General features: G+C 65.4%; 16 protein-coding genes and 4 riboswitches. Of the genes, 6 read left to right on the plus strand and 10 right to left on the minus strand.

Features of this window, described 5'->3' with window-relative positions; genetic code table 11:
• Window positions 1-25 precede the first annotated feature (25 nt).
• The 4 genes from J5251_RS05240 to sfnG all read right to left on the minus strand — a co-directional run bounded on the left by J5251_RS05240 (window position 26) and on the right by sfnG (window position 9,270).
• The gene (locus tag J5251_RS05240; protein WP_139003946.1) at window positions 26-5,755 is read right to left on the minus strand and encodes a peroxidase family protein; all 5,730 of its coding nucleotides are present in this window, start codon (window positions 5,753-5,755) and stop codon (window positions 26-28) included.
• Window positions 5,756-6,113: 358 nt separating this feature from the next.
• Entirely contained in the window at window positions 6,114-6,614 is a 501-nt protein-coding gene (locus J5251_RS05245; RefSeq protein WP_074700122.1) for a CoA-binding protein, read from the minus strand.
• Entirely contained in the window at window positions 6,611-8,086 is a 1,476-nt protein-coding gene (locus J5251_RS05250) for an O-acetylhomoserine aminocarboxypropyltransferase/cysteine synthase family protein (RefSeq protein WP_240792920.1), read from the minus strand. The genes J5251_RS05245 and J5251_RS05250 overlap by 4 nt, the downstream gene beginning before the upstream one ends.
• Window positions 8,086-9,270, minus strand: a complete 1,185-nt coding sequence (sfnG, locus tag J5251_RS05255) for a dimethylsulfone monooxygenase SfnG (RefSeq protein ID WP_208575407.1) — start codon at window positions 9,268-9,270, stop codon at window positions 8,086-8,088. Before sfnG ends, J5251_RS05250 begins: the two co-directional genes overlap by 1 nt.
• A 119-nt stretch (window positions 9,271-9,389) precedes the next feature.
• Window positions 9,390-9,484, minus strand: a riboswitch (SAM riboswitch).
• 573 nt (window positions 9,485-10,057) lie between these two features.
• Here sfnG and J5251_RS05260 point away from each other — a divergent pair.
• Window positions 10,058-10,477 carry an endonuclease domain-containing protein gene (locus J5251_RS05260; RefSeq protein WP_208575408.1) on the plus strand — a complete coding sequence of 140 codons (420 nt, stop codon included), beginning with the start codon at window positions 10,058-10,060 and terminating at the stop codon, window positions 10,475-10,477.
• 161 nt (window positions 10,478-10,638) lie between these two features.
• Here the strand turns inward: J5251_RS05260 and acs are convergent, their stop codons facing one another.
• From acs to J5251_RS05285, 5 genes are all read right to left on the minus strand, one after another.
• A complete protein-coding gene (gene acs / locus J5251_RS05265) occupies window positions 10,639-12,663 on the minus strand; it encodes an acetate--CoA ligase (RefSeq protein WP_244250798.1) in 2,025 nt (674 codons plus the stop codon).
• The gene (locus tag J5251_RS05270) at window positions 12,654-13,580 is read right to left on the minus strand and encodes an ABC transporter permease (protein ID WP_244250799.1); all 927 of its coding nucleotides are present in this window, start codon (window positions 13,578-13,580) and stop codon (window positions 12,654-12,656) included. The genes acs and J5251_RS05270 overlap by 10 nt, the downstream gene beginning before the upstream one ends.
• Window positions 13,580-14,626 (minus strand): aliphatic sulfonate ABC transporter substrate-binding protein, encoded by a 1,047-nt coding sequence (locus tag J5251_RS05275; RefSeq protein WP_208575410.1) that lies wholly within the window; start codon window positions 14,624-14,626, stop codon window positions 13,580-13,582. Before J5251_RS05275 ends, J5251_RS05270 begins: the two co-directional genes overlap by 1 nt.
• Before the next feature lie 141 nt (window positions 14,627-14,767).
• On the minus strand, window positions 14,768-15,607 hold the full coding sequence (locus J5251_RS05280; protein WP_208575411.1) for an ABC transporter ATP-binding protein: 840 nt from the start codon (window positions 15,605-15,607) through the stop codon (window positions 14,768-14,770).
• A gap of 375 nt (window positions 15,608-15,982) precedes the next feature.
• A complete protein-coding gene (locus tag J5251_RS05285) occupies window positions 15,983-17,194 on the minus strand; it encodes a cobalamin-independent methionine synthase II family protein (RefSeq protein WP_208575412.1) in 1,212 nt (403 codons plus the stop codon).
• Window positions 17,195-17,205: 11 nt separating this feature from the next.
• A riboswitch (SAM riboswitch) is annotated at window positions 17,206-17,320 on the minus strand.
• Window positions 17,321-17,412: 92 nt separating this feature from the next.
• On the opposite strand from J5251_RS05285, the gene J5251_RS05290 reads away from it, so the two are divergent.
• From J5251_RS05290 to J5251_RS05310, 5 genes are all read left to right on the plus strand, one after another.
• Window positions 17,413-17,829, plus strand: coding sequence for a CoA-binding protein (locus J5251_RS05290; protein ID WP_208575413.1), 417 nt, complete (start codon window positions 17,413-17,415; stop codon window positions 17,827-17,829).
• Window positions 17,830-17,918: 89 nt separating this feature from the next.
• Window positions 17,919-18,032: riboswitch (SAM riboswitch) on the plus strand.
• Window positions 18,033-18,107: 75 nt separating this feature from the next.
• The gene (locus tag J5251_RS05295; protein WP_208575414.1) at window positions 18,108-19,349 is read left to right on the plus strand and encodes an acyl-CoA dehydrogenase family protein; all 1,242 of its coding nucleotides are present in this window, start codon (window positions 18,108-18,110) and stop codon (window positions 19,347-19,349) included.
• Between the two features lie 29 nt (window positions 19,350-19,378).
• Window positions 19,379-20,626, plus strand: coding sequence for an acyl-CoA dehydrogenase family protein (locus J5251_RS05300; protein ID WP_208575415.1), 1,248 nt, complete (start codon window positions 19,379-19,381; stop codon window positions 20,624-20,626).
• Entirely contained in the window at window positions 20,623-22,059 is a 1,437-nt protein-coding gene (locus tag J5251_RS05305) for an APC family permease (RefSeq protein WP_208575416.1), read from the plus strand. The genes J5251_RS05300 and J5251_RS05305 overlap by 4 nt, the downstream gene beginning before the upstream one ends.
• A gap of 59 nt (window positions 22,060-22,118) precedes the next feature.
• A riboswitch (SAM riboswitch) is annotated at window positions 22,119-22,208 on the plus strand.
• Window positions 22,209-22,294: 86 nt separating this feature from the next.
• Window positions 22,295-23,701 (plus strand): LLM class flavin-dependent oxidoreductase, encoded by a 1,407-nt coding sequence (locus tag J5251_RS05310; protein WP_208575417.1) that lies wholly within the window; start codon window positions 22,295-22,297, stop codon window positions 23,699-23,701.
• Window positions 23,702-23,770: 69 nt separating this feature from the next.
• On the opposite strand, the gene J5251_RS05315 is transcribed toward J5251_RS05310, so the two are convergent.
• Window positions 23,771-24,610 carry a DUF1206 domain-containing protein gene (locus tag J5251_RS05315; RefSeq protein ID WP_208575418.1) on the minus strand — a complete coding sequence of 280 codons (840 nt, stop codon included), beginning with the start codon at window positions 24,608-24,610 and terminating at the stop codon, window positions 23,771-23,773.
• Window positions 24,611-24,643: the final 33 nt, after the last annotated feature.

Here is a 24,643-nt window from a genome sequence, read left to right on the forward strand (position 1 = left end):
TGGCTTTTTAGGTGGCCGGTTCGGCTCAGAACAGGATGCTCATCGCATTCCAGCCGCTGTTGCCGATGACCTGCGGGCTGAGCAGCCTGCCGGTCCCGTTACCGGGGTAGAGCAGCAACCGTCCGTCACCATCCCGGGCGATCACGTCCGGGTTGGTGTCGCCGTTGAGGTCACCGGGGCTGAAGATGGCGCTCATGGAGTTCCACCCCGTCCCGATCTGGATCCGCGGATCCAGCCTGCCGGTGCCGGTGCCCGGGTACATCCACAGCCGTCCGTCCGTGGTCCGTGCCACCAGGTCCGAGTTGCCGTCCCCGTCGAAGTCGCCGGGGCTGTGCAGGCTGGTGATGGAGTTCCACCCGCTGGAGCCCATCAGCTCGCGCGGCTCGAAGCGGCCCGCGCCGTTGCCCGGGTAGAACCAGAGCCGGCCCGAGGTGTCACGGGCAATCAGATCCGTGTCGCCGTCGTTGTCCGAATCGCCGCCGCTGAAGACGGCGTTGATGGAGTTCCAGCCGCTGGAGCCGATAAGGATCCGGGTGCCGAGCCTGCCTTCGCCGTCGCCGGGGTAGAGCCAGAGCCGGCCGGAGCCGTCGCTGTCCTTGGCGATGATGTCCGCCTTGCCGTCCCCGTCGAAGTCGCCGGGGCTGGCGATGGCGTTCATGGAGTTCCAGCCGCTGGCGCCGAGCACGGTTCGGGCCTGCAGGTTGCCTTCGCCGTCGCTGCGGTACAGCCACAGCCGGCCGTTGCCGTCGCGCGCCACCAGATCGGCGAAACCGTCGCTGGTGAAGTCGACGTTCTTGACCGTGGCAGGCTTGCCGGCCTCCGTGGTGAAGCTCCAGGCGGTGGTTGCCACCGGGTTGTCGAAGGCATCCCGGATGGCCGTGGCGCCGCCAGTCACCGTGACCTGGTACTGGGTGTTGGCAGCCAGGTCGGCAACCGGATCGAGTACCGCCGTCATGTTCCCGTCGGTGTAGGTCACGGTGGCTTCTACGGTTGCGTTGGTGGCGGCGTTGCGCAGCACCATGGTGGTGCCGTTGACGCCGGTCACCGGTTCGCTGAAGGTCACCGTGGGATTGGTGCCGATCAGGATTCCCGTTGCCGCATCCGCCGGGGTCTTGGCAGTAACCGTCGGAGCTACTGTCTCCACCGGTGTGACTGCGTTCGACTCTGCGGAGAAGGTTCCCGTGCCCACCGCGTTCACCGCGGCGACCAGGAACCGCAGCGAGCTGCCGGCCGGCAGGTCGGTGACCACCATGCTCGTGGCGGTGGCTCCGGCGTTCCGGAGGGCACCCACCTGGGCATTGGCGGCGTCGATCACCTTGATGGTGTAGCCCGTGATTGCCGAGCCGCCGTTGGTTGCCGGAGCGCTCCAGCGGACCGTGGCCTGCTGGTCGCCGGCGGTGGCGGTGCCGATGGCCGGGGCAGCGGCCGCAACCGGAGCCGGGGTCACCTGCGCACTCGGAGCGGAGTAGGCGCCAGCGCCTGCTTCGTTGACCGCGCGGATCTGAAAGCGGTACGCCGTCCCGTTGGTCAGGCCGTCCACCAGCAGCGACGTCGTGGTGGCATCGACCCGCCGAAGCGCGCCGACCTGGGCACCGTTGGCATCCAGGACCCGGACATCGAAAGCGGTGATGGAGGAACCTGCCGGTGCAAACCAGCCCACGGTCGCCGAAGCGTTGCCGCCGGTGGCCGTGACGCCGGTGGGCGCCGCCGGTACCTGCGTGTCGGCGAACACCAGACGCTCAATGTTGCGCAGGGTGTCGGTGCCGTCGCCGGTCAGGGCTGCGTCATCTCCATCAGTCACGTTGTGCGTGACGGTGGTGACGCTGCCCGCCGCGCCCGGCTGGGCCCCGGCCGGGGTGGTGGTGACGGTGTAGTTGCTGCTGATATCGCTGAACACCGCTACGTCCGCGTTACCCGGGGTCGCGCTGTCCACGATTTCACGAACGACGACGATGTTGCCCGGATCCACCTTGCCGGCAAAGACCGCCTGCTGCAGGGTCTCCGTGCTGCCGGCCATGTAGGGCTTTGTCAGGCCTGTTGCCGAGCCGATCTCGGTGGCTGCGTCGGATGCATTGGTCCGGACGCTGAGCCGGACTTTCAGTTCCTTGTCGCCGTCGAGAATATCGTCGGCCCCGCGTCCCTCGATGGTGTCGTTGCCGCCGCCGCCGAGGATGATGTTGCCTTCGCCCCAGACCGCCGTGCCGGACGTTGCACCGGCGGGCAGCAGGGCTTCCAAGCCGCGGATGCGTTTGACGCTGTCAGCGTCCAGCCAATTGCTTCCGGAGAAGCCCTCGGCCACCGCGGTCCGGGGCACCACGCTGTCGCCGCGCAGGATGTCGTTCCTGCTGCCGCCCGAGAGCCCTTCGATTTCCGCATGGCGGTCGCGCAGGACGTCCACCGGAAGCGGGACACCCAGCAGCTTCAGCTCCAGGTCCGCATCCGCGGGCAGTTCGTCGAACTCGTAGCTGGACCAGTCGAACCCGGCCGCTCCCGCGTTGCGCTCGATGCCGGGGCCGGCGAGCATAATGTCGTCTCCGCCTTCAGCGTCGTAATCATCATCGCCGTTCTGGCCGTTGATGACGTCGTGGCCCGGTTTGTTGGGATCGTCGAAGAAGGGAGCGCCGGAATCGCCCTGCAGCAGGTCGGCCCCGTCACCGCCTTCGATCCAGTCATCGCCGGAGTCGGCGAACACGGTGTCTGCTCCGCCGCCGGCGATGATGAAGTCATCGCCCGGTCCGCCGAAGTGCTCGTTGGTGTTGGCCCCGCCGTTGAGGAGGTCCTTGCCGTCGCCGCCCAGGATGATGTCCAGGCCTGGTCCGGCATCGATCGCGTCATTGCCGGGGCCGCCCTTGGGAACGTCGTCCCCGGCCGCGTCCGTGATGATGTCGTTGCCCTCGCCGCCGAGGGCGGTGTCGGCGCCGTCGTTGCCTTCGATGCGGTCATTGCCCGGGCCGCCCCAGAACGTGTCATTGTCGACGCCGCCCCAGACCAGGTCCCTGCCGTCGGTACCGTTGAAGACGCTTTGGCCATTGATGCCCGGAGGGTCGATCGAGTTCATCGTGCGGTAGCGGATGGTGCCGTCCGGCATCCGGATCAGCAGTTCGGTCTCGTTGCATTCCGACGCCGGGTCATCCGCGATGTTCGTGCCGGTGCCGCCCAGGTTGGCCAGCTGGAACTTGCAGTCGGCGGTGGAGAACACGTCGGCCGTGATGGAGTGCGCGTTGGTGTTGCGCATGATCATCTCGCCGAAGGAGTTGCCTTCCAGCTGGGAGAACAGGTTCATGCCCGGCGTACGCACCAGGTAGTAGAACCGGTCGCCGTTCTGCAGGTCGAGCATCTGCTTTTCAAACACGTAGTTGAAGGTCGAGCCCAGCAGGCCGCCGAACAGGTTGGTGCGTTCGGCGAGGCCGCCCATCCAGAGGTCTACGGTGTCCAGGCCGGTTGGCTTGTCCGCCCAGGTTCCGGTGGCGCCCATGAAGTCGCCTGCATCGGCGGGAATGGATTCCGGCGCGGTGTCGAACGGCGGATCCACGATCAGCCGGGCGGCCTCCCGCTTCTGAGCCAGCGTGGTCTTGGATGTGATGGTTTCGTGCGTGCCGTAGGCGGCAACGAAGTTCACCAGCGACTCGGGATGCTTGATGTTCAGCCCGAAGTCGATCCAGTTCTTGTAGGGCATCAGCTGGCTGTCATTGGTCTTGCCGTACAGCTCCTTGCGCAGGTCGTTCAGCGAGGGCAGGCCGGTTTCCCGGGCCCGGGCCATGTTGATGGCGGCCAGATCCAGCGGCAGGCCCAGCAGGTTGCTGCGCAGTGTGTCGGTCACGAACTCGTCGAGCTCGTTGCCCACCTGGTTGGACATGCCCATGGCGATGCTGCCGGCCGCGGACTTGGAGTCCAGGACGCCGGCGGAACCGCCGTCGGTATAGGCCACCGGGTTGAGGAAGCCGTTCAGCAGCGGCGTATCGTTCGATGAGCCGTCCTCGTTGGTGCGCGCGATCGTGTCGGTGAGCATCGAGTGGCCGAACCGGTACACGGCGTGGGCAAACTCGGCGCTGATCGCGGAGTTCACGTCGTCGTGGTAGCCGGAGAACGGTTCGATGAGCGGTTGGACCTTGCGGGCAAACTCCTCGAAGGCCAGGTGCTGGTATTCCATCTCGGTGATGAAGCGGGCGGCCTGGAACAGGCGCTCGCCGTGCCAGCCACCAGCGCCGGCGGCCAGCTGCCATTCCTTGAGGGCGGCGTCGCCCCGGGCATTGCCGGTGTCTTCGGTGAGGACCTTCTGGATGTCATCCACCAGGCGGTTGTGCTCTGAGTGGAAGATCTGGTGGATCGAGGTCAGGCCGATGTTCTCGTTGACGCGGCCGTCGCCGGCGACGAAGTGCCGGTCCAGCATCTCGTTGTCGTACGTTCCGGCGGTCTGGCGTGCGGTGGCCGGGGTGATGGCGGTGTCTGTGTCCGCGATCAGTCCCGGAGCGGGAACCGCGTTATGCGCGATGTCCTCGATGAAGGCTTCGCTGACGCGGTCAACGTTGGTGGGCGCTGGCACGGGGGCGGCGAGGTTGCCTTCCACGAGTCCGGTCGCCGTCACATACTGCGGGAGGCCGTTGGGACCCGGCACGAATTTGCCGTACGGATCGGTGAGGATCACCGGGATTTTCAGTGCGTCGGCGTCGACCAGCTTCAGGCCGAGCTGCTCTGCAGCCTGCTTCTTCAGCAGCTGCCAGGTGCCCATGCCGCCGTCGGCCGAGGTCAGCAGCTCGCCGGTGGAGACGGGTTTGCCGGCGGTGTTCTTCGCATAGGTGCGCAGGAAAACCTGGTGTGCCGGATGGGAAGCGTAGGTCTGGGACTGGTCCACGTAGGGATTGGTCCGGTTGGTGGCTTCCTGGATGTCGTCGGCGGTGCCCATCTGGCCGTCGGGGCCGGGCTGGTTGGTGGCCCGGGTCACTGCCATGAAGCGCAGATGCGGCGGCAGGTCATCGGCCGTGTTCAGCTTCCCGTCGCGTCCGGGGATCAGTGGGTCATCGTCCTTCAGCGGGACATAGACCGTGCCGCCGGACTTGCTGACCAGGTCGAGGCCGTGGTCGAAGAACTGTCCGAAGAGTGTGAACAGCCCGTTGTATGGCGGCGAGAGTCCGACGTCGGTGGTGACATTCGGAATGAACAGTGTTTCCCCCGATGGAACACAGCCCTCGGGAAGGCCCGCCGTTGTCGGTGTTGGATCGGTGGTGCAGGGGACAACGCCGTCGGTGCCCTGGCTGCGCAAAGGAAAGCCCGCCGCCTTGACGGCTGCGGGGTTGGTGGACGTCTGGTCCACAATCAGGTTGCTGATGACGCGTGGCTGCGAGTCCCAAACGTCCTTCTTGGACGCATATCCAGGGTCGCCAGCGGCGGTAACGAACGGCGAGGTGCTGTCTTCGGCCGGCCGGAAGTCCGGCGTGGTGAGCCGCGGGAACTTCTCCTGCGCCGCACCGAAGTTTTCGCGGTCCTCCTGCAGGTTGTTGCAGGAACCGTCCACTGTGCGCAGGCCGTAGGAGACCAGTGGGCCCGGCACCTGGTTGGGGCCGTTGCCGAGCAGCGCTCCGCAGGGACCCGTGGCGGACGTCGTGTTGGCCACATGGGCCTCGGAAATCTTGATCTGCTTGAGAATGAACGCCAGATCCGCTGGCGTAACGGTAAATCCCTGGCCCACCACCCCAGCGTGGGCCGGACCTGCAAGGGCGGGAAGGCCCAGCGACGTGGTTAGTACAAGTGCGAGCATACCGGCGACGCCGCGGCGCCGGTACCCAGTTTGTTTCGTGGCCGGTTGCCCGGCACCAGCTTCACGGGAGGACGACTTGCGCCCCCGCGCATCCTCCCGCTTATTCCCCATAACCCTGTGAGTGAACATCTAAGACCCCTCGGTCTCGATTAGCGGCTCATCAGTCGACGCGGACTTCATCGATTGTTAATGGGCCGGAGTTAATCGTCGAGGGAGGACCTTGGTAAAAACCTAGAGATGGGGGGTCTGCGGCATCCCCTAAATAAGGGGACCGGCGCGTTCCGGGTTGGATTGTAGGGAAACACAGAGGGGGCAAACGGTTGCCACAGGCACCGCTTGCCCCCTCCAGATGGGTTAATCAGGCTGTCAGCTGGCGTTTCGAGGAGATAACTCCGGTATCGAAACCGGCCAGGTGCAGACCGCCATGGAAGCGTGCATGCTCGATCTTGACGCAGCGGTCCATGACCACGTTCAGCCCGGCCGCCTCCGCCTTGGCCGCAACTTCCTCATGCCAGGAACCGAGCTGGAGCCAGATGGTCTTCGCGCCCACGGCGATGGACTCATCCAGCACGCCGGGGAGGTCATCGTGCTTGCGGAAGACCTCCACGAGGTCCGGAACCTCGGGCAGGTCCGCCAGCGAGGCGTAGACCGGCTGGCCCAGGATCTCCTTGGCTACCGGGTTCACAAAGTAGACCTTGTACTTGCTCGACGAGAGCAGGTAGGTGGCCACAAAGTAGCTGGCCCGGCTCGGCTTGTCCGAGGCGCCCACAATGGCGATGGTCTTGGTGTTGCGCAGAATGTTCAGGCGCTCCGGTGCGGACGGCCCGACCCATTTGCGCTCTGGCGCGGATACGCTCACTTGGCAGCTCCTTCTTCGGCTTCGACGAGATCCTCGACCGACTCGACCACCCGCGTGCCCGGCTCGGTGTGCGCACTGCGGGCCGCCGGAACGGTGCAGGATTCACCGGCATAGGCAGGTGACGCGAACTCCGAGGTATCGAAGACGTCGTCTTCATGGTCCCGGCTGGGGCCATGCTCGGCGCCGGCATGCTGGGACTCGGCCAGGGCCTGGTCCAGGTCCCACAGGATGTCGTCCACGTCTTCGAGACCCACGGAAATGCGGATCAGGTCCTCGGGCACCCCGGCGGCCAGCAGTTGTTCGCCGGTCAGCTGCTGGTGCGTGGTCGAGCCCGGGTGCAGGACCAGGGTCCGCGCGTCGCCGATATTCGCCAGGTGGGAGGCCAGCTGCAGGGACTCGATGAACTTCTGTCCCGCAACGCGGCCGCCCTTGACCCCGAAGGAGAACACCGATCCGACACCTTGCGGGAGGTACTTCCGGCCGCGTTCGTGGTGCGGGTGCGAAGGCAGGCCTGCATAGTTGACCCAGGAGACGCGCTCGTCCGCCTCGAGCCATTCAGCGACCCGGCGGGCGTTCTTCAGGTGCTCGTCCATCCGCTGCGGCAGCGTCTCCACGCCCTGCAGCAGCTGGAACGCGGACTGCGCCGACAGCGACGGCCCGATGTCGCGCAGCTGCTCCGAGCGCAGCTTGGTCAGGAAGCCGTACTCGCCGAAGTTGCCCCACCAGGAGACATTGCCGTACGAGGGCACCGGCTCCGTCATCTGCGGGAACTTGCCGTTGCCCCAGTTGAAAAGACCGCTTTCGACGACGACGCCGCCCAGCGTGGTGCCGTGGCCGCCAAGGAACTTGGTGGCCGAGTGGATGACGATGTCCGCGCCGTGCTCGATCGGACGGATCAGGTACGGCGTACTCAAGGTGGCGTCGACGATCAGGGGGATCCCGGCGTCGTGCGCTACCTTGGCCAGGCCCTCAAGATCGGCAATGTCGCCGGACGGGTTGGCGACGATCTCCGTGTAGACGGCCTTCGTGTTCTCCTGCACTGCCGCGGCGAAATCTGCCGGATCATTGCTGTCGATGAACGTGGTCTCCACACCGAAGCGGCGCAGGGTGACGTCGAGCTGGGTGATCGTCCCGCCGTAGAGCTTCGAAGAGGCCACGATGTGGTCCCCGGCACCCGTCAGTGCGGCGAAGGTGATGAATTCCGCGGCCATGCCGGAGGACGTGGCGACGGCGCCGATGCCGCCTTCGAGCGAGGCGATCCGCTCCTCGAACGCGGCCACCGTGGGGTTGCCGATCCGCGAGTAGATGTTGCCGTACTTCTGCAGCGCGAAGAGGTTGGCGGCGTCGTCGGTGTCCTTGAAGACGAAGGACGTGGACTGGTAAATCGGTACGGCGCGGGCACCGTGCTCGGCATCGGGAGTTCCACCCGCATGCAGGGCACGGGTGCGGAAGCCGAATGTGCGTTCAGCCATTAAACAGTGGCTCCTTCAAAGTTGGTTTCGGGCAGCAGGTCCGTGTTCAGCTCCGTGCCGTTCTTGCGGGCCAGGTCTGCCTCGAGTTCGCGGACGATCGGCAGGACGTTGCGGCCAAAGGCTTCGACCTCTTCCTGGAAATGCAGGTAGCAGGTCAGCATCAGGTTCACGCCGATCTTCTTGAAGTCCACGATACGTTGGGCGATCTGCTCCGGCGTACCTATAAGTCCTGTCTTGAAGCCGTCGTTGTACTGGACCAGGTCCTCGTAGCTCGAATCGGCCCACATGCCCTTGCCGTCCTTGGTGGAGGCACCGGCTTCCTGGACTGCGGCGCGGAAACCTTCGACGGCGGGGCGGTGTGCCTTCTCCACGATTTCGCGCAGGGTGTCCTTGGCCTCGGTTTCGGTGTCGCGGGCGATGACGAAGCCGTTCAGGCCGAACTTCGGGGTGTGGCCGACGGCGGCCGCAGCGGCGGTGACGCCGGAGATGTTGTCCTCGAAGCCCGCCAGGTCCTTGCCGTTGGAGAAGTACCAGTCGGCGGTGCGGCCGGCGGCGGCCTGGGCGGCGGTGGAGTTGCCGCCGAAGAAGATCTCCGGGTGCGCCCGGCCGGGGATGTCCAGCGGCGCCGGGTTCAGGGTGAAGTTGTTGATGTTGTAGTACTTGCCGGACTGCGAGTACTCCTGCTCGGTCCACAGGCCGCGCAGCACACGGATGAACTCCTCGGTGCGGACGTAGCGCTCGTCATGCTCAAGCCACTCCAGGCCGAAGTTCACGAACTCGTCCTTGAGCCAGCCGGAGACAACGTTGACGGCCGCCCGACCGCCGGAGATGTGGTCCGCCGTGATGATGAACTTGGCCAGCACGCCCGGATGCCACATGCCCGGGTGGACAGCGGAGATGACCTTGAGCTTTTCGGTGGCGCCGAGCAGGGCCAGCGAGAAGCTGGTGGCCTCGTGCTGCTTGTCCGCGCCGTAGCTGGCGGCGTAGCGGGTCTGGGTCAGGGCGTATTCGAAGCCGGAGTTCTCGGCGATCCGGGCCAGCTTCTTGTTGTAGTCGAAGTCCCAGCTGGTGCGCTGTTCAATGGTGGAAACCACCAGCCCGCCGGAAACGTTCGGGACCCAGTAGGCGAATTTCAGCGGGGTTTCGAGATCAGCTACCTGGCTGACCGAGGTGTTGGTGCTCATGGCGAATTCCTTCAGAGTCTGCGCCGCGGCGCGATGTGCGGGAATCCCGGGCAATGACGATCCATCGGGCGCCAGGCCGGACAGCCTTGCGCCATCCGGATCAAAGATTGCTTGCGCTCTCTCCATCGCTTCTGGCGGTAGCACCTCTCCGGTGGAGTCCGGATGGTTGCTGCGGCGTCAAAGAGCCAGATCTCTCGGCCGCTCGGGATGGTCCCGACTATTCTCGCAACTGTTACGGCGCGCTACCAAGAATGTTTAGTCGCATTGCGTTCTCCCGTGGGTTTGCCGAAAACGTTGGACAGGCCTCTGCCGTTTTCCACACTTCCGAAGAGGTGCTGGCCGTGGAACTACCCCTCAGTCCATGCTCATATGCATGCAGACGTTGGATCCCATCGCTGAGCATGTGACCCGGTACGGGGGTACTCTCCAGGTTGCGGACTTGGCCAAGGCAGGCTTCGGGCCGGATCGCATCAGGGCGGCCATCGCGAGTGGGGCCATCGTTGTGCTGAGGAGGGGACTAGTTGGAACGCCAAATGCTGACCCGGTCCTCCGGGCTGCGCTAATGCCTGGCGGGTTGCTCACTTGCGTCTCAGCCGCCAAGGAGCTCGGCTTATGGACCCTTAAGGATCCGAGCCAGGTTCACGTCTGGACACACAACGGACGGCACGCCGGCCCCTTCGTCAAGCACCGTGGCCAACTGTTGGCCGAGCGAGGGCCGGGCAATTACGTCGCGGTCCTCGACTGCGTCCTTCATGCCATTCGTTGCCGTCCCCGGCTGGAAGCACTGGTGATTGCAGAGTCGGCGGTGCGGCGAAAAGCAGTAACCCGAGATCAGTTGTTGGAACTCTTGCCAGGTAAACGGAACGGTGTCCGCCGGGAAGTGGTTTGTGGCATCGGGGACGATGCCGACTCACCGCTTGAAGTCATTGCCCGGGATCTGTTCCGCACGGCAGGACTTCATGTAGAAACGCAGGTGCAAATCCGTGGCCTTGGACGCGTGGACATGATTGTCGAAAGATGCCTCATCGTCGAGCTAGACGGCTTCGACTTTCACTGGGACCGCGCATCCTTTCGAAAAGACCGAAAGCGAAACAATGCTGGAGTCCTGAGCGGCTATCCTACTTTGCGCTATGTGTTCGAGGACCTGGTATTCACACCGGAGAAAGTCGTGGCGGAAGTGAAGGCGGCAGTTCGTCGAGCGGCCTGAAGCCAGTTGACGCGCGAACGATGCATACTCGAGCCCAAGTTCAGGCGTAACGGTCCATGTTTTGGGATCCGTTGGCTCTCTGATCAGGCATGATGCAAAAGCCTCCTTCAAAACATGGGCCCGAGCAGGGCGTGGGGCCGGCCCCACGCCCGGCCCCGGGGCTACCGCGCCTCGCAGATCTCCTTGATGTCGGCGATGCAGGGCTCATTCTGCAGGCTCGTGGTGTCGCCCAACGTGCTGCCCTCGAACAGCTGGGTCAGCAGGCGCCGCATGATCTTGCCGGACCGGGTCTTGGGCACGTCCGGAACAAACACGATCTCGCGCGGCTTGGCGATCGGCCCGATCTGCGTCGCAACATGAGCGCGCAACTCCGCAGCCGCCGCAGCCTGCTCAGCCGTTGGCTCCGCGGCCGTGGACGCGGCGATCAATGACTTGTCCGCCGGCACCACAAACGCGGTGGCCGCGTGGCCGGTCTTCGCGTCAAACGTGGGGCACACGCCGGCCTCCACCACCGCCGGGTGCGAGACCAAGGCGGACTCGATCTCGATGGTGGACAAGCGGTGGCCGGAAATATTGATCACGTCATCCGTTCGGCCCAGGATCCAGGTGTCGTCGTCGTCGTCGAAACGCGCGCCGTCGCCAGCCAGGAACCAGCCCTGGTCAGCGTACTTCTCCCAGTAGGACGTGAAGTAGCGCTCGGGATTACCCCACACCGTCCGCGCCATCGAGGGCCCGGTTTTGGTGACCACGATGTTGCCCTGGACGTTCGCGCCCACGCGGGCACCGGCGTCGTCGACAATATCGGTGGCAACGCCGGGCAGGGCGCGGGTGGCGCAGCCGGGCTTGAAGGACGCGTCCGTCTGGCGCGGCGAGAGGATGGTCGCGCCGGTTTCGGACTGCCACCAGGTGTCCACCATGGGAACGCCCGACGCCGGATCGCCGGCTACCAGCGAATCGCGCCCCACCTGGGTGCGCAGCCAGCGCCACGCCTCGGGGTTCACGGCCTCGCCGACCGTGCCGCACAGGCGGATGGAGCTGAGGTCGTAGTCGGCGGGGATGCCGTCCGGGAACCAGCCCATCAGGGAGCGGACCAGCGTGGGAGCGGTGTAGTAGCTAGTCACGCCGTAGCGCTGGATGATCTCGAAGTGGCGGCCCGGGTGCGGCGTGTTCGGCGTGCCCTCGAAGATGACCTGCGTGACGCCGTTGGACAGCGGGCCGTAGATCTCGTAGGTGTGCGCCGTGACCCAGGCCAGGTCCGCGGTGCACCAGTGGACGTCGCCGTCGCGCTGGGCCGGATCCGGGTTGCTGAACAGGTACTCGTGGCTGAAGGAGGCCTGGGTCAGGTAGCCGCCGGTGGTATGGACCAGGCCCTTCGGCTGGCCGGTGGTGCCGGAGGTGTACATGATGAACAGCGGGGTCTCGGCGTCGAACGCCTCGGGCTCGTGGACCTCAGAGGCGGTGTCGACGACGTCGTGCCACCAGACATCGCGGCCCTCCACCCAGTTGATGTCCGTGTGGCCGGTCCGGTTGATTACCAGCACGTGCTCAATAGCGTTGTCCCCGGCAACGGCTTCATCGGCATTGGCCTTGACCGGGACGGCCTGGCCGCGGCGGAACTGGCCGTCGGTGGTGACCAGCAGCTTGGCGCGGGTGTCCTCCACACGGAACTTCAGTGCCTCGGAGGAGAAGCCGCCGAAGACCAGCGAGTGGACGGCGCCGATCCGGGCGCACGCCAGCGTGATGACCACGGTCTCCACGATCACCGGCAGGTAGATGACCACGCGGTCGCCCTTGGTGATGCCCAGGGCCAGCAGGGCGTTGGCCGCCTTGGAGACCTCGCGCTGCAGGTCGGCGTAGGTGATGGTGCGGCGGTCGCCGGGCTCGCCCTCGAAGTGCAGGGCCACCTTGTCGCCGCGGCCGGCCTCCACGTGGCGGTCGGCGCAGTTGTAGGCGGCGTTGATCTTGCCGCCGTCGAACCAGCGCAGCTCCGGCCCGCGGCGCGCCTCGGTGTCCACGGGGGTGGAGGAGTGCGCGGTGTGCCAGGGCTCGGCCCAGTCCAGGCGCCGGGCGGACGCCTCCCAAAAGGCGATGCGCTCGGCCTCGGTCTGCGGCTCAGTCCAGACGGTGGCCGGGAGCTCCGGCGCGGGGGTCTGTCCGGTGGTGGTTTCGGCTACGTTTATGCCCATCGTTTTACTGCCCATTTCTCCGCGACTCCCAGGAGCGCGTCGGTTATCTTTCCAATCACAGCCAGCAGGACGATTGCCAGCAGCAACCGGTCCGTGCGGCCATTATTTTGTGAGTCCGTCAGCAGGAAGCCTAGTCCCATCGAGGACGCGATCAGTTCCGCCGCCACCAGGAACAACCACGCCTGTGCCAGCGCGAGCCGAAGTCCGGAAAAGACCGAAGGAACGACGGCGGGAAGCTGCACCGTGGTCAGCAGTTTCACTCCCTTGAGCCCGAAGGCCCGGCCGGCTTCCACCAGGTTGCGGTCCACGTGGCGCAGCGCCAGCGACACCGTGGTGAAGACGGGGAAGAAGGCGCCGATCAGGATCAGCGTGACCTTGGAATCCTCGCCGATCTTCATCCACAGGATCAGCAGCGGGACCCACGCCAGGGAAGGGACCGCACGCAGGGCGCCGATCAGCGGCGCCAGCAGGACGTCGGCCCAGCGGGAGAGTCCCACGAGTGCGCCGAACGCCAGGCCCAGAGCGGCACCGAAGGCGAAGCCGATCAGCACGCGCTGGGTCGAGATCGCAATATGCATGGCCAGCTCGCCGCGCTGGATCAGGTCGGCCGCGGCCTCGAACACCATGGCCGGCGGCGGCAGCTGGACCACGCTGAAGAGGCCCGCGGAAGTGCTCCACTGCCAGGCCGCGATGAGCGCGGCGGGAATGAGCAGTCCAAGGAACAGGCGCGCCCAGCCATTGTCCAGTACCCCGGCCGGGGACCATCCGTTTGCCGGGGAGCGGTCCTGTGAAGGACCCTCCGGACCCGGCTGGGCTGCGCCTGCGGTTGTTATCGTCACGGCAGTAGCCTCGAGGCCTTCTTTATTGGTGGCGATAACGCTGTTGCCGGTGGCTCCAGGATTTCCGAGATGCGTCATCAGGATTCCTTGATGGCTGACGGGTCAGCCTTGAGCACCAGCGAGTCTACGAGAAGCGTGTCGACGGCGTCGTCGATCTGCTTCTGGCTGGCCACGTCGCCGGTTTCGACGAAGGCCGGGCCAATCTTCTCCAGCACGGCGCGCTGCACCTCGCCCGGCGCCGGGTCGACGTCCAGGTTGCTGCGCTCCGTGATCACCGTGGTGGCTACCTCGAGATCCAGTCCTGCCACGTCGGCGAGGATCTGCGCGGTTTCTTCCGGGTTCTCGGCGGCCCAGGCGCGCGCCTTCTCGTACGCGTTGACCACGGTCTGCGCCAGTTCCGGCTCTTCTTCGAGGAAGGATTCGGTGGCGTTCAGGAAGCCGTAGGTGTTGAAGTCGAGGTTCCGGTAGAACAGCTCCGCGCCCTCCTGCTCGGCGCCGGCCATGATCGGATCCAGGCCGGACCACGCGTCCACGGAGCCGTTGTTCAGCGCGCTCCAGCCGTCGGCGTGCTGCAGGTTCTGCACGGTCACGTCCTCGGGGGTCAGCCCGGCTTCCTCGAGCGACTGCAGCAGGAAGAAGTACGGATCGGTGCCCTTGGTAGCGGCCACCGACTTGCCCTTGAGGTCCTCGACCGACTCGATGCCGGATTCCGGCAGCGCCACCAGGGCGGACCACTCCGGCTGGGAGTAGAGATCGATGGTCTTGATCGGCGAACCGTTGGCACGGGCCAGCAGGGCGGCGGAACCGGCCGTGGATCCAACGTCGACGGCGCCCGAACGCAGCGCCTCGTTGGCCTTGTTGGAACCGGCGGACTGGATCCAGTTGATCTCAACGCCGTCCTCCGCCAGGGTGGCTTCGAGCCAGCCCTTTTCCTTGATGATCAGGCTCAACGGGTTGTAGGTGGCGAAGTCGATGTTCAGGACACCGTCGCCGGCGGCACCTGCGGCAGCGGTGGCTTCGGAATCCTCGCCGGCCACGCAGCCGGTCAGGGCCAGGGAAGCGGAGGCGGCAACGGCGGCGGCACCGAAGAGGGAACGGCGGGAAAAGCGGCTGGCAAGCGACATGATTGATCCTTCAAAAGTAGTGCGGAACAGGAGACGTTCCGCGGAACACGGGTGGATCCGGGCCGCAACGGACCCGGCATAGCTCAGGGGAAGCAGGGGGAGTACAACGGCGCGGCCGGCCGCCGCACCAGTCGGGCGGCGTTAGTGGCCGTCGACGCCGAGGCTGGCAAGCAGTGAGCTGCGCATTCGGGCCAGCTCCACGGAACCACGGTCACGCGGGCGGTCGCCGGGGACATCGACCGTACGCACGATGGTGGCGCCGTCGTGCTCTTTGCCGGTTTCCTTGCCCAGCACGATGATCCGGTCGGCCAACTGCAGGGCTTCGTCGACGTCGTGCGTGACCAGCAGGACAGTGGTTGGTTCGGCGGCGTGGACGTCCAGCAGCAGGTCCTGCATCTTGATCCGGGTCAGCGCGTCCAAGGCGCCGAACGGTTCATCGAGCAGCAGCACGCCCGGGTTGCGGGCGAGGGCACGGGCCAGTGAGGCGCGCTGGGCCATGCCGCCGGAGACCTCGCGCGGACGGTGCTTGGCGAACTTGTCCAGCCCCACCAGCTCCAGCAGGCGGGCGACCTTGGACTTGCCCTGCTTCGCGCTGGTGCCGGTGGGCAGGCCGATAGCCACGTTGGCCTGCAGCGTGTGCCAAGGCAGCAGGCGCGGTTCCTGGAAGGCGAACGCGCAGCGCGAATCGATGCCTTGGACCGGCGTGCCGTCGATGTCCACGGAGCCCGCGCTGGGGGCGTCGAGCCCGGCCGCGGCGCGCAGCAGCGTGGACTTGCCGCAGCCGCTGGGGCCGAGGATGGCGAGGACTTCGCCGCGCCGGACGTCGAAGTTGATGTCGCGGAGCACGGTGTGGGCGGCGTTCCCGCTGCCGAAGGTGCGGCGCAGCCCGCGGAAGGAAACCGGCAAGGCCGAGGCGTGGTGGGCCGGGTCAACGCTGCTGGAAGATGCCGTCGGCCGCACGGACGGGATTACTGCAGTCATGAGATCACTCCATCGATCCTGGCAGTAGCACCCTACGGATCAAGCCTTGCGGCGCAGCTTTCGCTTAGCCGTTCCCGTGGCTTGTCACCTCGTTATCGCCGGGAACCGGGGGAGGTTTCCAACGACCAGGGTTGCTGCGGCTTCATCGATCCAGGTCTCTCGGCCGCTCGGGATGGTCAAGGCCAACTAAACTGCACGCAGGGCCCATTCGGCAAGGCGGCTGTAACAATGCCGCGTAACAAAAGCGCGCTGGCGTTCCAGGTGTACGCGGACCCCGCCGGGAATCCGTTCTGCTTCTGCTGGGACTAAAAGACTAACGACGGCGGCGCCTCCTCCCGCCCGGAAGGAGACGCCGTCGTCGTGCTCCGGCGGAGGCTACTTCCAGAGGCGCTTGGTGGCGAGTTCCGCGCCCTGGCCCAGCGCCTCAAGCTTGGCGATCGCGATCTGCGGGTGGACGCGTCCGCCGAGTCCGCAGTCGGTGGAGGCAATGACGTTTTCGCGGCCCACCAGGCGGGCGAAGCGCTCGATCCGGTCTGCCACCAGTTCGGGATGCTCGACGACGTTGGTCGCATGGGAGACCACGCCCGGAATAATGGACTTGCCCTCGGGCAGCTTGGTGTCTTCCCAGATGCGCCATTCGTGCTCGTGCCGGACATTGGCGGCCTCGAAGGAGTAGGCGCCGGCGTCGATCTGCAGCACCGAATCGATGATGTCCGCGAACGGGATGTCGGTGGTGTGCGGGCCGTGCCAGGAACCCCAGCAGACGTGCAACCGGATCTGCTCCTGCGGCAGGTCGCGCAGCGCCCAGTTGGTGGCCTCGACGCGCAGCTGGATGAACTTCAGGTAGTCCTCCAGGCTGGGCTCCGGGTTGATCTGGTCCCAGCTCTCTGCCAGTGACGGGTCATCGAGCTGGACCGTCAGGCCGGCGTCGATAATCGCTTTGTATTCCTCACGCATGGCATCGGCGCAGGCGTACAGCAGCTCTTCGTCCGTCTTGTAGTACTCGTTGGCCACGCGGGCGCAGGACCCGGGGGACAACGCGGCCACGAAGCCTTCCGACAGCCCGGCGGCGTCAAGTCCCTTTTTCAGGTTAGTCACGTCCGACTTCACTAGATCATGCCCGGTGTAGGTCAGCGGGCCGGCGATCTTGGGCTGGGTGACGGACTTGCGGTGCGCCAGGATGCCGGAGGACGGATCGTTGTAGGCGTCGTTGAACTTCTGCCGGTCGCGGCGGTCCGGGAAGGACGTGAGCACAATGTTGCCGGGGGAGGAGCGGTGCACTTCGGCGTCGGCCCAGCGGTCCACATTGGTCGGCTCCAGTCCGCCCAGGCGCGCGAAGGAGTAGTTCCACCAGGCGCCGTAATCAACCGAGCTGGCCATGGCATGCCCGTACTCGCCGTCGTTCGGTATATCGATGCCCAGGTTCCGCTGGCGTGCGACGACGTCGATCACCGAGGTTTCCAGCAGGTCCAGGAATTCCGGCGTGATTCCGTTGGCTTCCTTGGCTTCGTTGGCGGCCAGCAGCTCGGGCGTGCGGGGCAACGAACCGGCGTGGGTGACGCGGATGTGGTCGGTGTTTGAGGACATGGTGGAGTTCCTTTCCATCGGTCCTGGCAGTAGCACCGTTGCCCGTGTTCAGCCTGACGGCTCGTTCAAGGGGGCGGGTTGCTGCGGCTTCATCGATCCAGGTCTCTCGGCCGCTCGGGATGGGTCCTCCCACTAAATGGCATTTCGAGTTGCCGGCGCAAGTCCGTCAACCGCGCCCCGCCATTCCCGAGTGAATGTGACGCAGGTAGGCTGGCGGCATGGCGCATCAGAATGATCCCGAAGTCATCAGGCGGCTGCTGAGCACCCCGGCACGCTGGGCCGTGGTCGGCCTCTCCAACAACCCGCGCCGCGTGGCGCTGAGCGTGTCCCGATACATGATGGACCGGCTGGGCATGGAGATCATTCCGGTCAGCCTCAAGGGCGACGACGTCCACGGGCAAAAAGGGTACAAAAAGCTGGCGGAGATCCCGGGCGAGATCGACGTGGTGAACTGCTTTGTGAACTCGCAGAAGGTCGGCCCCGTGGTGGACCAGGCGATCGAGGTCGGGGCGAAGGCCGTATGGCTGCAGCTCGGCGTGATCGACGAAGCCGCAGCGGAACGGGCCAAGGCCGCCGGGCTCGACGTCGTGATGGACACCTGCCCGAAGATCGAGGCGCCGTACCTCGGCTTGTAGCGGCGTGCAGCTGCGGCGGGCGGCTGCCCGATTCACATAACTTCATCTTTGTTTCGGGGAGCCCGGCTCCTCGGCATACTGAACTCCAAGATCAAGAGTCCCAACGACAAGCTCTGGCTGGTTGGGCGGCAACCCTCTCCCGTAGTGGGGTGCCCCAGATGAGGATCTGGCCGTGCACAAACCGTGTCCGGCAAGTACGGCCCCCTCCCGGCTGCGTCCCCTTCCTTTGGGTTGCTGCGCGCCGCAGGCAGGCGGGAGCCTCTGCCCAGGAGCACATCATGACCTCCCCTGTTATCGAAAAGACCGCGCACACCGTCCAGCGTTCGCCCTGGTCCGGACAAGCAAGCAAGGAAGAACTGGCCCACTGGCGCCAGATCGCCCAAGGAGTCGCGGCGGCCTTGAGCCCGGACGTGCTGGAGCGCGACCGCCGGAACGAAGACCCCCACACCGAGGTGGAGTTGCTGCGCAATTCCGGCCTGATCAACCTCATCATTCCGCGCGAATGGGGCGGCGAGGGCGGTCACTGGGAAAGCGCGCTGCACGCCGTGCGGATCCTTAGCCGGGTAGATGCCTCCATTGGCCAGATCCTTGCCTACCACTACGCAAATCTGGGCGCAGTCGTTTTCTACGGCAGCCCGCAGGTGCAGGAGCTCTGGCTTCGCCGTTCGGCCCTGGGCCGCTGGTCCTGGGGTGACTCGGTCAACCCCGTCGACCCGAACCTGGAGCTCGTACCGGCAGGCGACGGCTACCGGCTCACCGGGGTCAAGCATTTCTCCACGGGGGCATCGGTGGGGGACGCCATCCTGGTTAACGCCGTTGTCAACGGCGGCGCGGATAACGGGAAGTTCCTCGCCTTGGCGCTGGAACATGATCGCGAAGGTGTTCAGTTCCTCGGTGATTGGGACGCGCTCGGCCAGCGCCTCTCGGCCAGCGGCTCCGTAAAGTACGACGGCGTGCGCGTCACCTCGGCCGACATCATCGGCGAAGTGGGGGATGAGCCGTTCTCGACTTTGGTCACGCCGTACATCCAGCTGGCGTTCGGCAACCTCTATCTGGGCATCGCCGAAGGGGCGCTTGAGCGCGGCCGGCAGATCACCCTGGCCCGCAGGAACTCCTGGTTCCTCAGTTCCGTGGAAACCTATGCCCAGGATCCGCTGACCCAGCGGGTGTACGGGGAACTCTCCTCGCGGATTGCCGCGGTCGAGGCGCTCGCCGACAAGATCGGTACGGAGTTCGATGGCGTCATTGCTCGCGGAAATGAACTGACCGCCGAAGAACGCACCCGCATCGCCATCAGCATCGCGCAACTGAAGGTTGTCTCCACCGAAGTGGGAGTCGAGGTGGCCAACAGGATCTTCGAGGTCACTGGCTCCTCCTCCGCAAAGACGGAAACCGGGCTAGACATCTTCTGGCGCAACGTCCGCACCCACACCCTGCACGACCCGGTGGACTACAAAAAGGTCGAGGTGGGCGCGAACTACCTGCTCGGCGAAGTTCAGCCCATCTCCCTCTACACCTAAACGATCCGAACGAGCCCCAGGAGCACATCATGACCGAGAACGCATTCGCCAAGGCCGCAGCCAAGTACCGGCCGATCTTCGCCCGCATTGCCACCGGCGCACTGGACCGTGAACAGGCCAGGGAACTCCCGTTCGAGCAGATCGGTTGGCTGAAGGAAGCCGGCTTCGGCGCCGCCCGCATCCCTGCGGAATTCGGCGGGGACGGCCTCAACTGGGAAGAATTCACCCAGCTGCTCATCGAGCTCGCGGCCGCCGACAGCAACATCCCGCAGGCCCTGCGCGCGCACATCGCCCTGACGGAGGAACACCTCTACCACCATCACCGCGAAGACCGCAGCGTCTGGCTGCAGCGCTTCGCCAACGGCCAGCTGGCCGGCAACGCGTGGACCGAGCCCGGCGCCGGCGGCACCGGAACTCTGCTCGACGAAGCCTCCGGCAAGCTGGTGCTGAACGGACGCAAGTTCTACACCACCGGCACCATCTTCGCCGACTGGATCGACGTGACCGCCAAGCGTCCGGACGGTTCCGACGTCTCCGTCATCATCTCCACCAAGACCGCAGGCGTTGAGACCTTCGACGACTGGGACGGCTTCGGCCAGCGGCTGACGGGCAGCGGGACCACGGTGTTCACCGACGCCGAAGTGGACCCGGCCAACGTCGCTGCGTTTGCCGACCGCTTCCCCTACCAGACGGCCCTCTACCAGCACATCCTGCTGGTCAGCCTGGCCGGCATCGCCAAGGCCGTGGTCACCGACGTCGCGGCGAACGTACGCGAGCGAAAGCGCGTCTTCGGCCACGGCAACGCCCCGCTGGTGCGCAACGACGCCCAGATTCTGCAGGTTGTCGGCGAAATCAGCGCCAAGGCCTACGCTGCGGAAGCCACCACCCTCCGCGTGGCCCAGAGCCTCGACCGGGTCTTCGCTTCAAGACTGGAAAACGACGACGCCGAAAAGGCGGCCAACATCGCCGTCGAACTTGAATCCGGCCAAGCGCAGATTGTGCTGAGCGCTCTGGTGCCCGACGCGGCGGGAGCCCTGTTCAATGTGCTGGGTGCATCCTCGACCAGCACGGGGAAAGCGCTGGACCGGCACTGGCGCAACGCCCGTACCGTGGCGACGCACAACCCGTTCATCTACAAGTCGCGGATCGTCGGCGACTGGGAGGTCAACGCCACCGAACCGCCCTATGTCTGGACCATTGGTGTCGCCGGCGCCGATGCAGGCCGGGAAGCTACGGCCACGCGTGCCGAAGCCAACCATGTGGGAGCAGCGAAGTGAGTTTTTCCAGCCCGCCGACGATTGTCCCGGAGACAAAGACAGACACTCCACGGTTGTCCGGCCGTCTTGGCGTTGCAAGCATCGTCTTGATCGTTGTAGCCGCCGCGTCGCCCCTCGGCGTCATCGGCGGCACCGTGCCGTTGGCCATAGCCGGCGGCAACGGGGCCGGGCTGCCATTCATTTATCTGCTGGCGACGGGCATCCTCCTGCTGTTCTCCGTCGGCTTCACCACGATGACGCCGCATGTTCCCACGGCCGGTGCGTTCTACAGTTACATTGAGCGGGGGCTGGGCCGACGCGCAGGCTTGGGTGGCGCGTTCGTGGCGCTGCTGTCCTACCTGGCCTTGGAAGCCGGGGTTTACGGGCTGTTCGCACCAGCCGTCGACGAAGTGGTGCGCGCCTACGGTGGACCGTCACTGCCCTGGTGGTTCTGGGCCGCCGCGGCCCTTGCAGCCGTGGCATGGCTGGGACACCGGAACATCGAAGTCTCAGGCAAAGTGCTGGCCGTCCTGCTGGTCGCCGAAGTCGTGATCGTCTTGGCGCTGGACGCCTTCATCGTCTTCGGCGGAGGTGGTCCGGAGGGCCTGTCAACGGGGTTCGTCACGCCGTCCACAGTCCTGTCCGGCGCCCCGGGCATCGCGTTGCTGTTCGCCATCCTCAGCTTCATCGGCTTCGAGGCCACCGCGATTTTCCGTGATGAAGCCCGCGATCCGGATAAGACAATTCCCAAGGCCACCTATCTCGCCTTGATCATGGTGGGCGGCTTCTATGCCCTCTCTACATGGTTGCTCATCAGTGCCTGGGGAGACGGAACGATCGTGCAAAAAGCCACGGACGCGCCTGGCACATTGTTGTCCGAAACGACCGCCCTCTACCTTGGGACAGCGGGGAGCCACATCGTCCAGGTGCTGCTGGCCACCAGCCTATTCGCCTGCATCCTGTCGTTCCACAACATCGGATCGCGCTACTTCTTCCAGCTGGCGGGACGGGACGTCTTTCCGCGGAAGCTCGCAGGGACACATGCCCGGCACAACTCGCCGCACCTGGCTTCCATGGCAGACAACGCGGTAGTGGCCCTGTTTCTGCTGGCCGCCGTTGTCGCTGGCTGGGATCCGATCGTGCAGTTCTACACGTGGTTTGCCGGTTTCGCCTCCCTCGGGATCATGGTCCTGATGACATTGACCAGTGTGGCGGTGCTCGTCTTCTTCCGGCGCCGGCAGGCAGCTGTGTCCGATTGGAAGCGCTCGGTCGCCCCGGCGCTCGGATTCGTGGGGCTCCTGGCAATTCTGGCGCTGATCCTGCAGAATCTGCCGTCGCTGGTCGGTAACAGCACCGCACTGGCGGTCGCCGTCGTCGTTCTCATCCTGGTCTGCTTTGCTGCCGGTGCCGTCATCGCTTCGAGGCACCGGAGTGGACAAAAAGCGGCCAGGTGATTACCCGGTGTGACGTATTGATTTCGCCCCCGCCGCCGTACTGCGGTGGAATGGTCAAGTAACCATCCAGAGCGGCTGAGAGACCTGGCTCGTTGACGCCGCAGCAACCCCCTCTTTGAGGAAGGTGCTACCGCCAGGACCGATGGAGAAGTTTGATCTCTCGTTGGTTCGCAGCAGGCAGATGCCGCTGTCGATCGCCGGCGCGGGCTCTTCTCTTCAAGAAAAGGAGCCTGACATGACACTCAACCAACCGCAGCGCCATATCCGCTTCAACGCCTTCGACATGAACTGCGTTGGACACCAATCGCCCGGTCTGTGGCGCCATCCCCAGGACAAGTCCGCCGACTACAAGACCATCGGCTACTGGACGCACCTGGCGAAGGTGCTGGAAGAGGGCCTCTTCGACGGCCTCTTCATCGCCGATGTGCTGGGCACCTACGACGTGTTCGGCGGCTCCAACGAAGTGACGCTCCGTGCGGGTACCCAGGTCCCGGTCAATGATCCGTTCATGCTGGTTTCCGCCATGGCCGCCGTGACCGAGAACCTCGGTTTCGGCGTCACCGCGGGGACCGCCTATGAGCACCCGTACCCCTTCGCCCGCCGGCTGGCCACGCTGGACCATCTGACCAACGGCCGCGTCGGCTGGAACGTAGTCACCGGCTATCTGCCCTCGGCCGCGCGCAACATGGGCCAGACGGACCAGATGGAGCACGACGAGCGGTACGCCCACGCCGACGAATATCTCGAGGTCATTTACAAGCTGCTTGAAGGTTCCTGGGAAGAAGACGCCGTGGTCAAGGACCGGGAGGCCGGTGTCTTTGTGGATCCGGCCAAGGTGCACGAGATCGGCCACGAGGGCAAGTACTTCAAGGTCCCCGGCATTGCCATTACCGAGCCGAGCCCGCAGCGCACCCCGGTGATCTTCCAGGCCGGCGCGTCCAAGCGCGGAACCGAGTTCGCGGCAACGAATGCCGAAGCCGTTTTCGTCACGTGCCCGACCAAGGAAATGCTGGCCGCTTCGGTCAAGAAGATCCGCGACGCGGTGGAGGCAGCAGGCCGCGGCCGTTACGACGTCCGCATCTACGCGATGCAGACCGTTGTGACCGGTCCGGACAACGCCACCGCGCAGGCCAAGTTCGAGGACTACAAGTCCTACGCCGACGTCAACGGTGCGCTGGCCCTGATCTCGGGCTGGATGGGTGTGGACCTGTCCAGCTATGGGCCGGACGATGTGATCGGCGAGAACGTGAAGTCCAACGCCATCCAGTCCTCCGTGGAGACGTTCCAGAAGGCCTCGGGCGACGACGGCAAGCCGTGGACCATCCGGCAGCTGGCCGAATGGGTCGGCGTCGGCGGTTTTGGCCCGATCACCGTGGGTTCCGGCGAAGAAGTTGCCAAGAAGCTCATTGAGTGGGTGGACGAGACCGATGTGGACGGCTTCAACCTGGCCTACGCCATCACGCCGGGCACCTTTGAGGACATCGTCGAATTCGTCGTGCCGGAACTGCAGAAGCGCGGCGCCTACCCGACCAAGTACGCGGAAGGAACGCTGCGCAACAAACTGTTCGGCAAGGGTGACCGGCTGCCTGAGCAGCACCGAGGTGCCGGCTACCGCCTCGGCGCAGCCGTCGCCGCGTCCTGACGCGGGCCAAACTGACGCAGACCAAGGCGGCTGGAGAAAACCGATCCGCATAGGCCCGGCCCGTGCCCGCTACATTTTGCCGTAGCGGGCACGGGCGCCCAGGTACAGTCCGTAGCAAATGAGGCCGAGGGCCACCACAATCAGCGCGGCGTCGCCGAAGGGCTGTTCTTTCAGCGCCTTCAATGCGCCGTCGAGGCCCTTGGCTTCCTGGGGATCCTGCTGGAACGCTGCAACCGAGAACAGGATGCCGAGCACCAGCAGTGCGGCACCCTTGCCCACGTAGCCGAAAGAACCGGCCCAGCTGATGCCGATCCTCGCGCCGCCCGGCGGCAGGGATTTCAGATCGTCCAGGAACTTCTGCGTAATGCCCTTGTAGATGTAAAAGACTCCGGCGATGGCTATGCCGGCGCCGATCAGGAACAGAACCAGCGTTCCGCCGGGAAACGCCATCAATTGCGCGCTGGCGTCCTGTGAGGATTGACTGCTGTCGCTCTTGCCGCCAAGGGCATAGATGCCGAACGTGAAACCGATGGCGGCGAAGACGATTGCCAGACCGGCTGCCTTGAACCGTTTGCCCCACTTCTTTTTGGTTTCCAACCCGCGGTAGCCGAATGCGGCGTCGGCTAGTTGCCAGAGCGCCAAGGCGGCGCAGGCGATGAGCCCGGCCCAGAGCAGGAAAACTCCTCCCGGTGTGCTGGCCAGCTGGGAGATCGCACCGGCCTGGTCTGCTTCCCCCGATGCCCCGAGGCCCAGCCGAAAGGCAATATAGCCGATCAGCAGATGCATCAACCCGTTGGCGGCCCAGCCAAAGCGCGCCACCACTTCCAAAGTCTTCGACTCGGAGGCTTCCTCCGCGCCGTCTTTCGCCCTTTTCGCCTGGTGCTTCGCCTTCTCCACTCCGCCGCTCATGCGCCGCACCTCCGCCTGCCTCGCGTTGCCAAA

The organism is Arthrobacter crystallopoietes, assembly GCF_017603825.1.
Lineage (GTDB): Bacteria > Actinomycetota > Actinomycetes > Actinomycetales > Micrococcaceae > Crystallibacter > Crystallibacter crystallopoietes_B.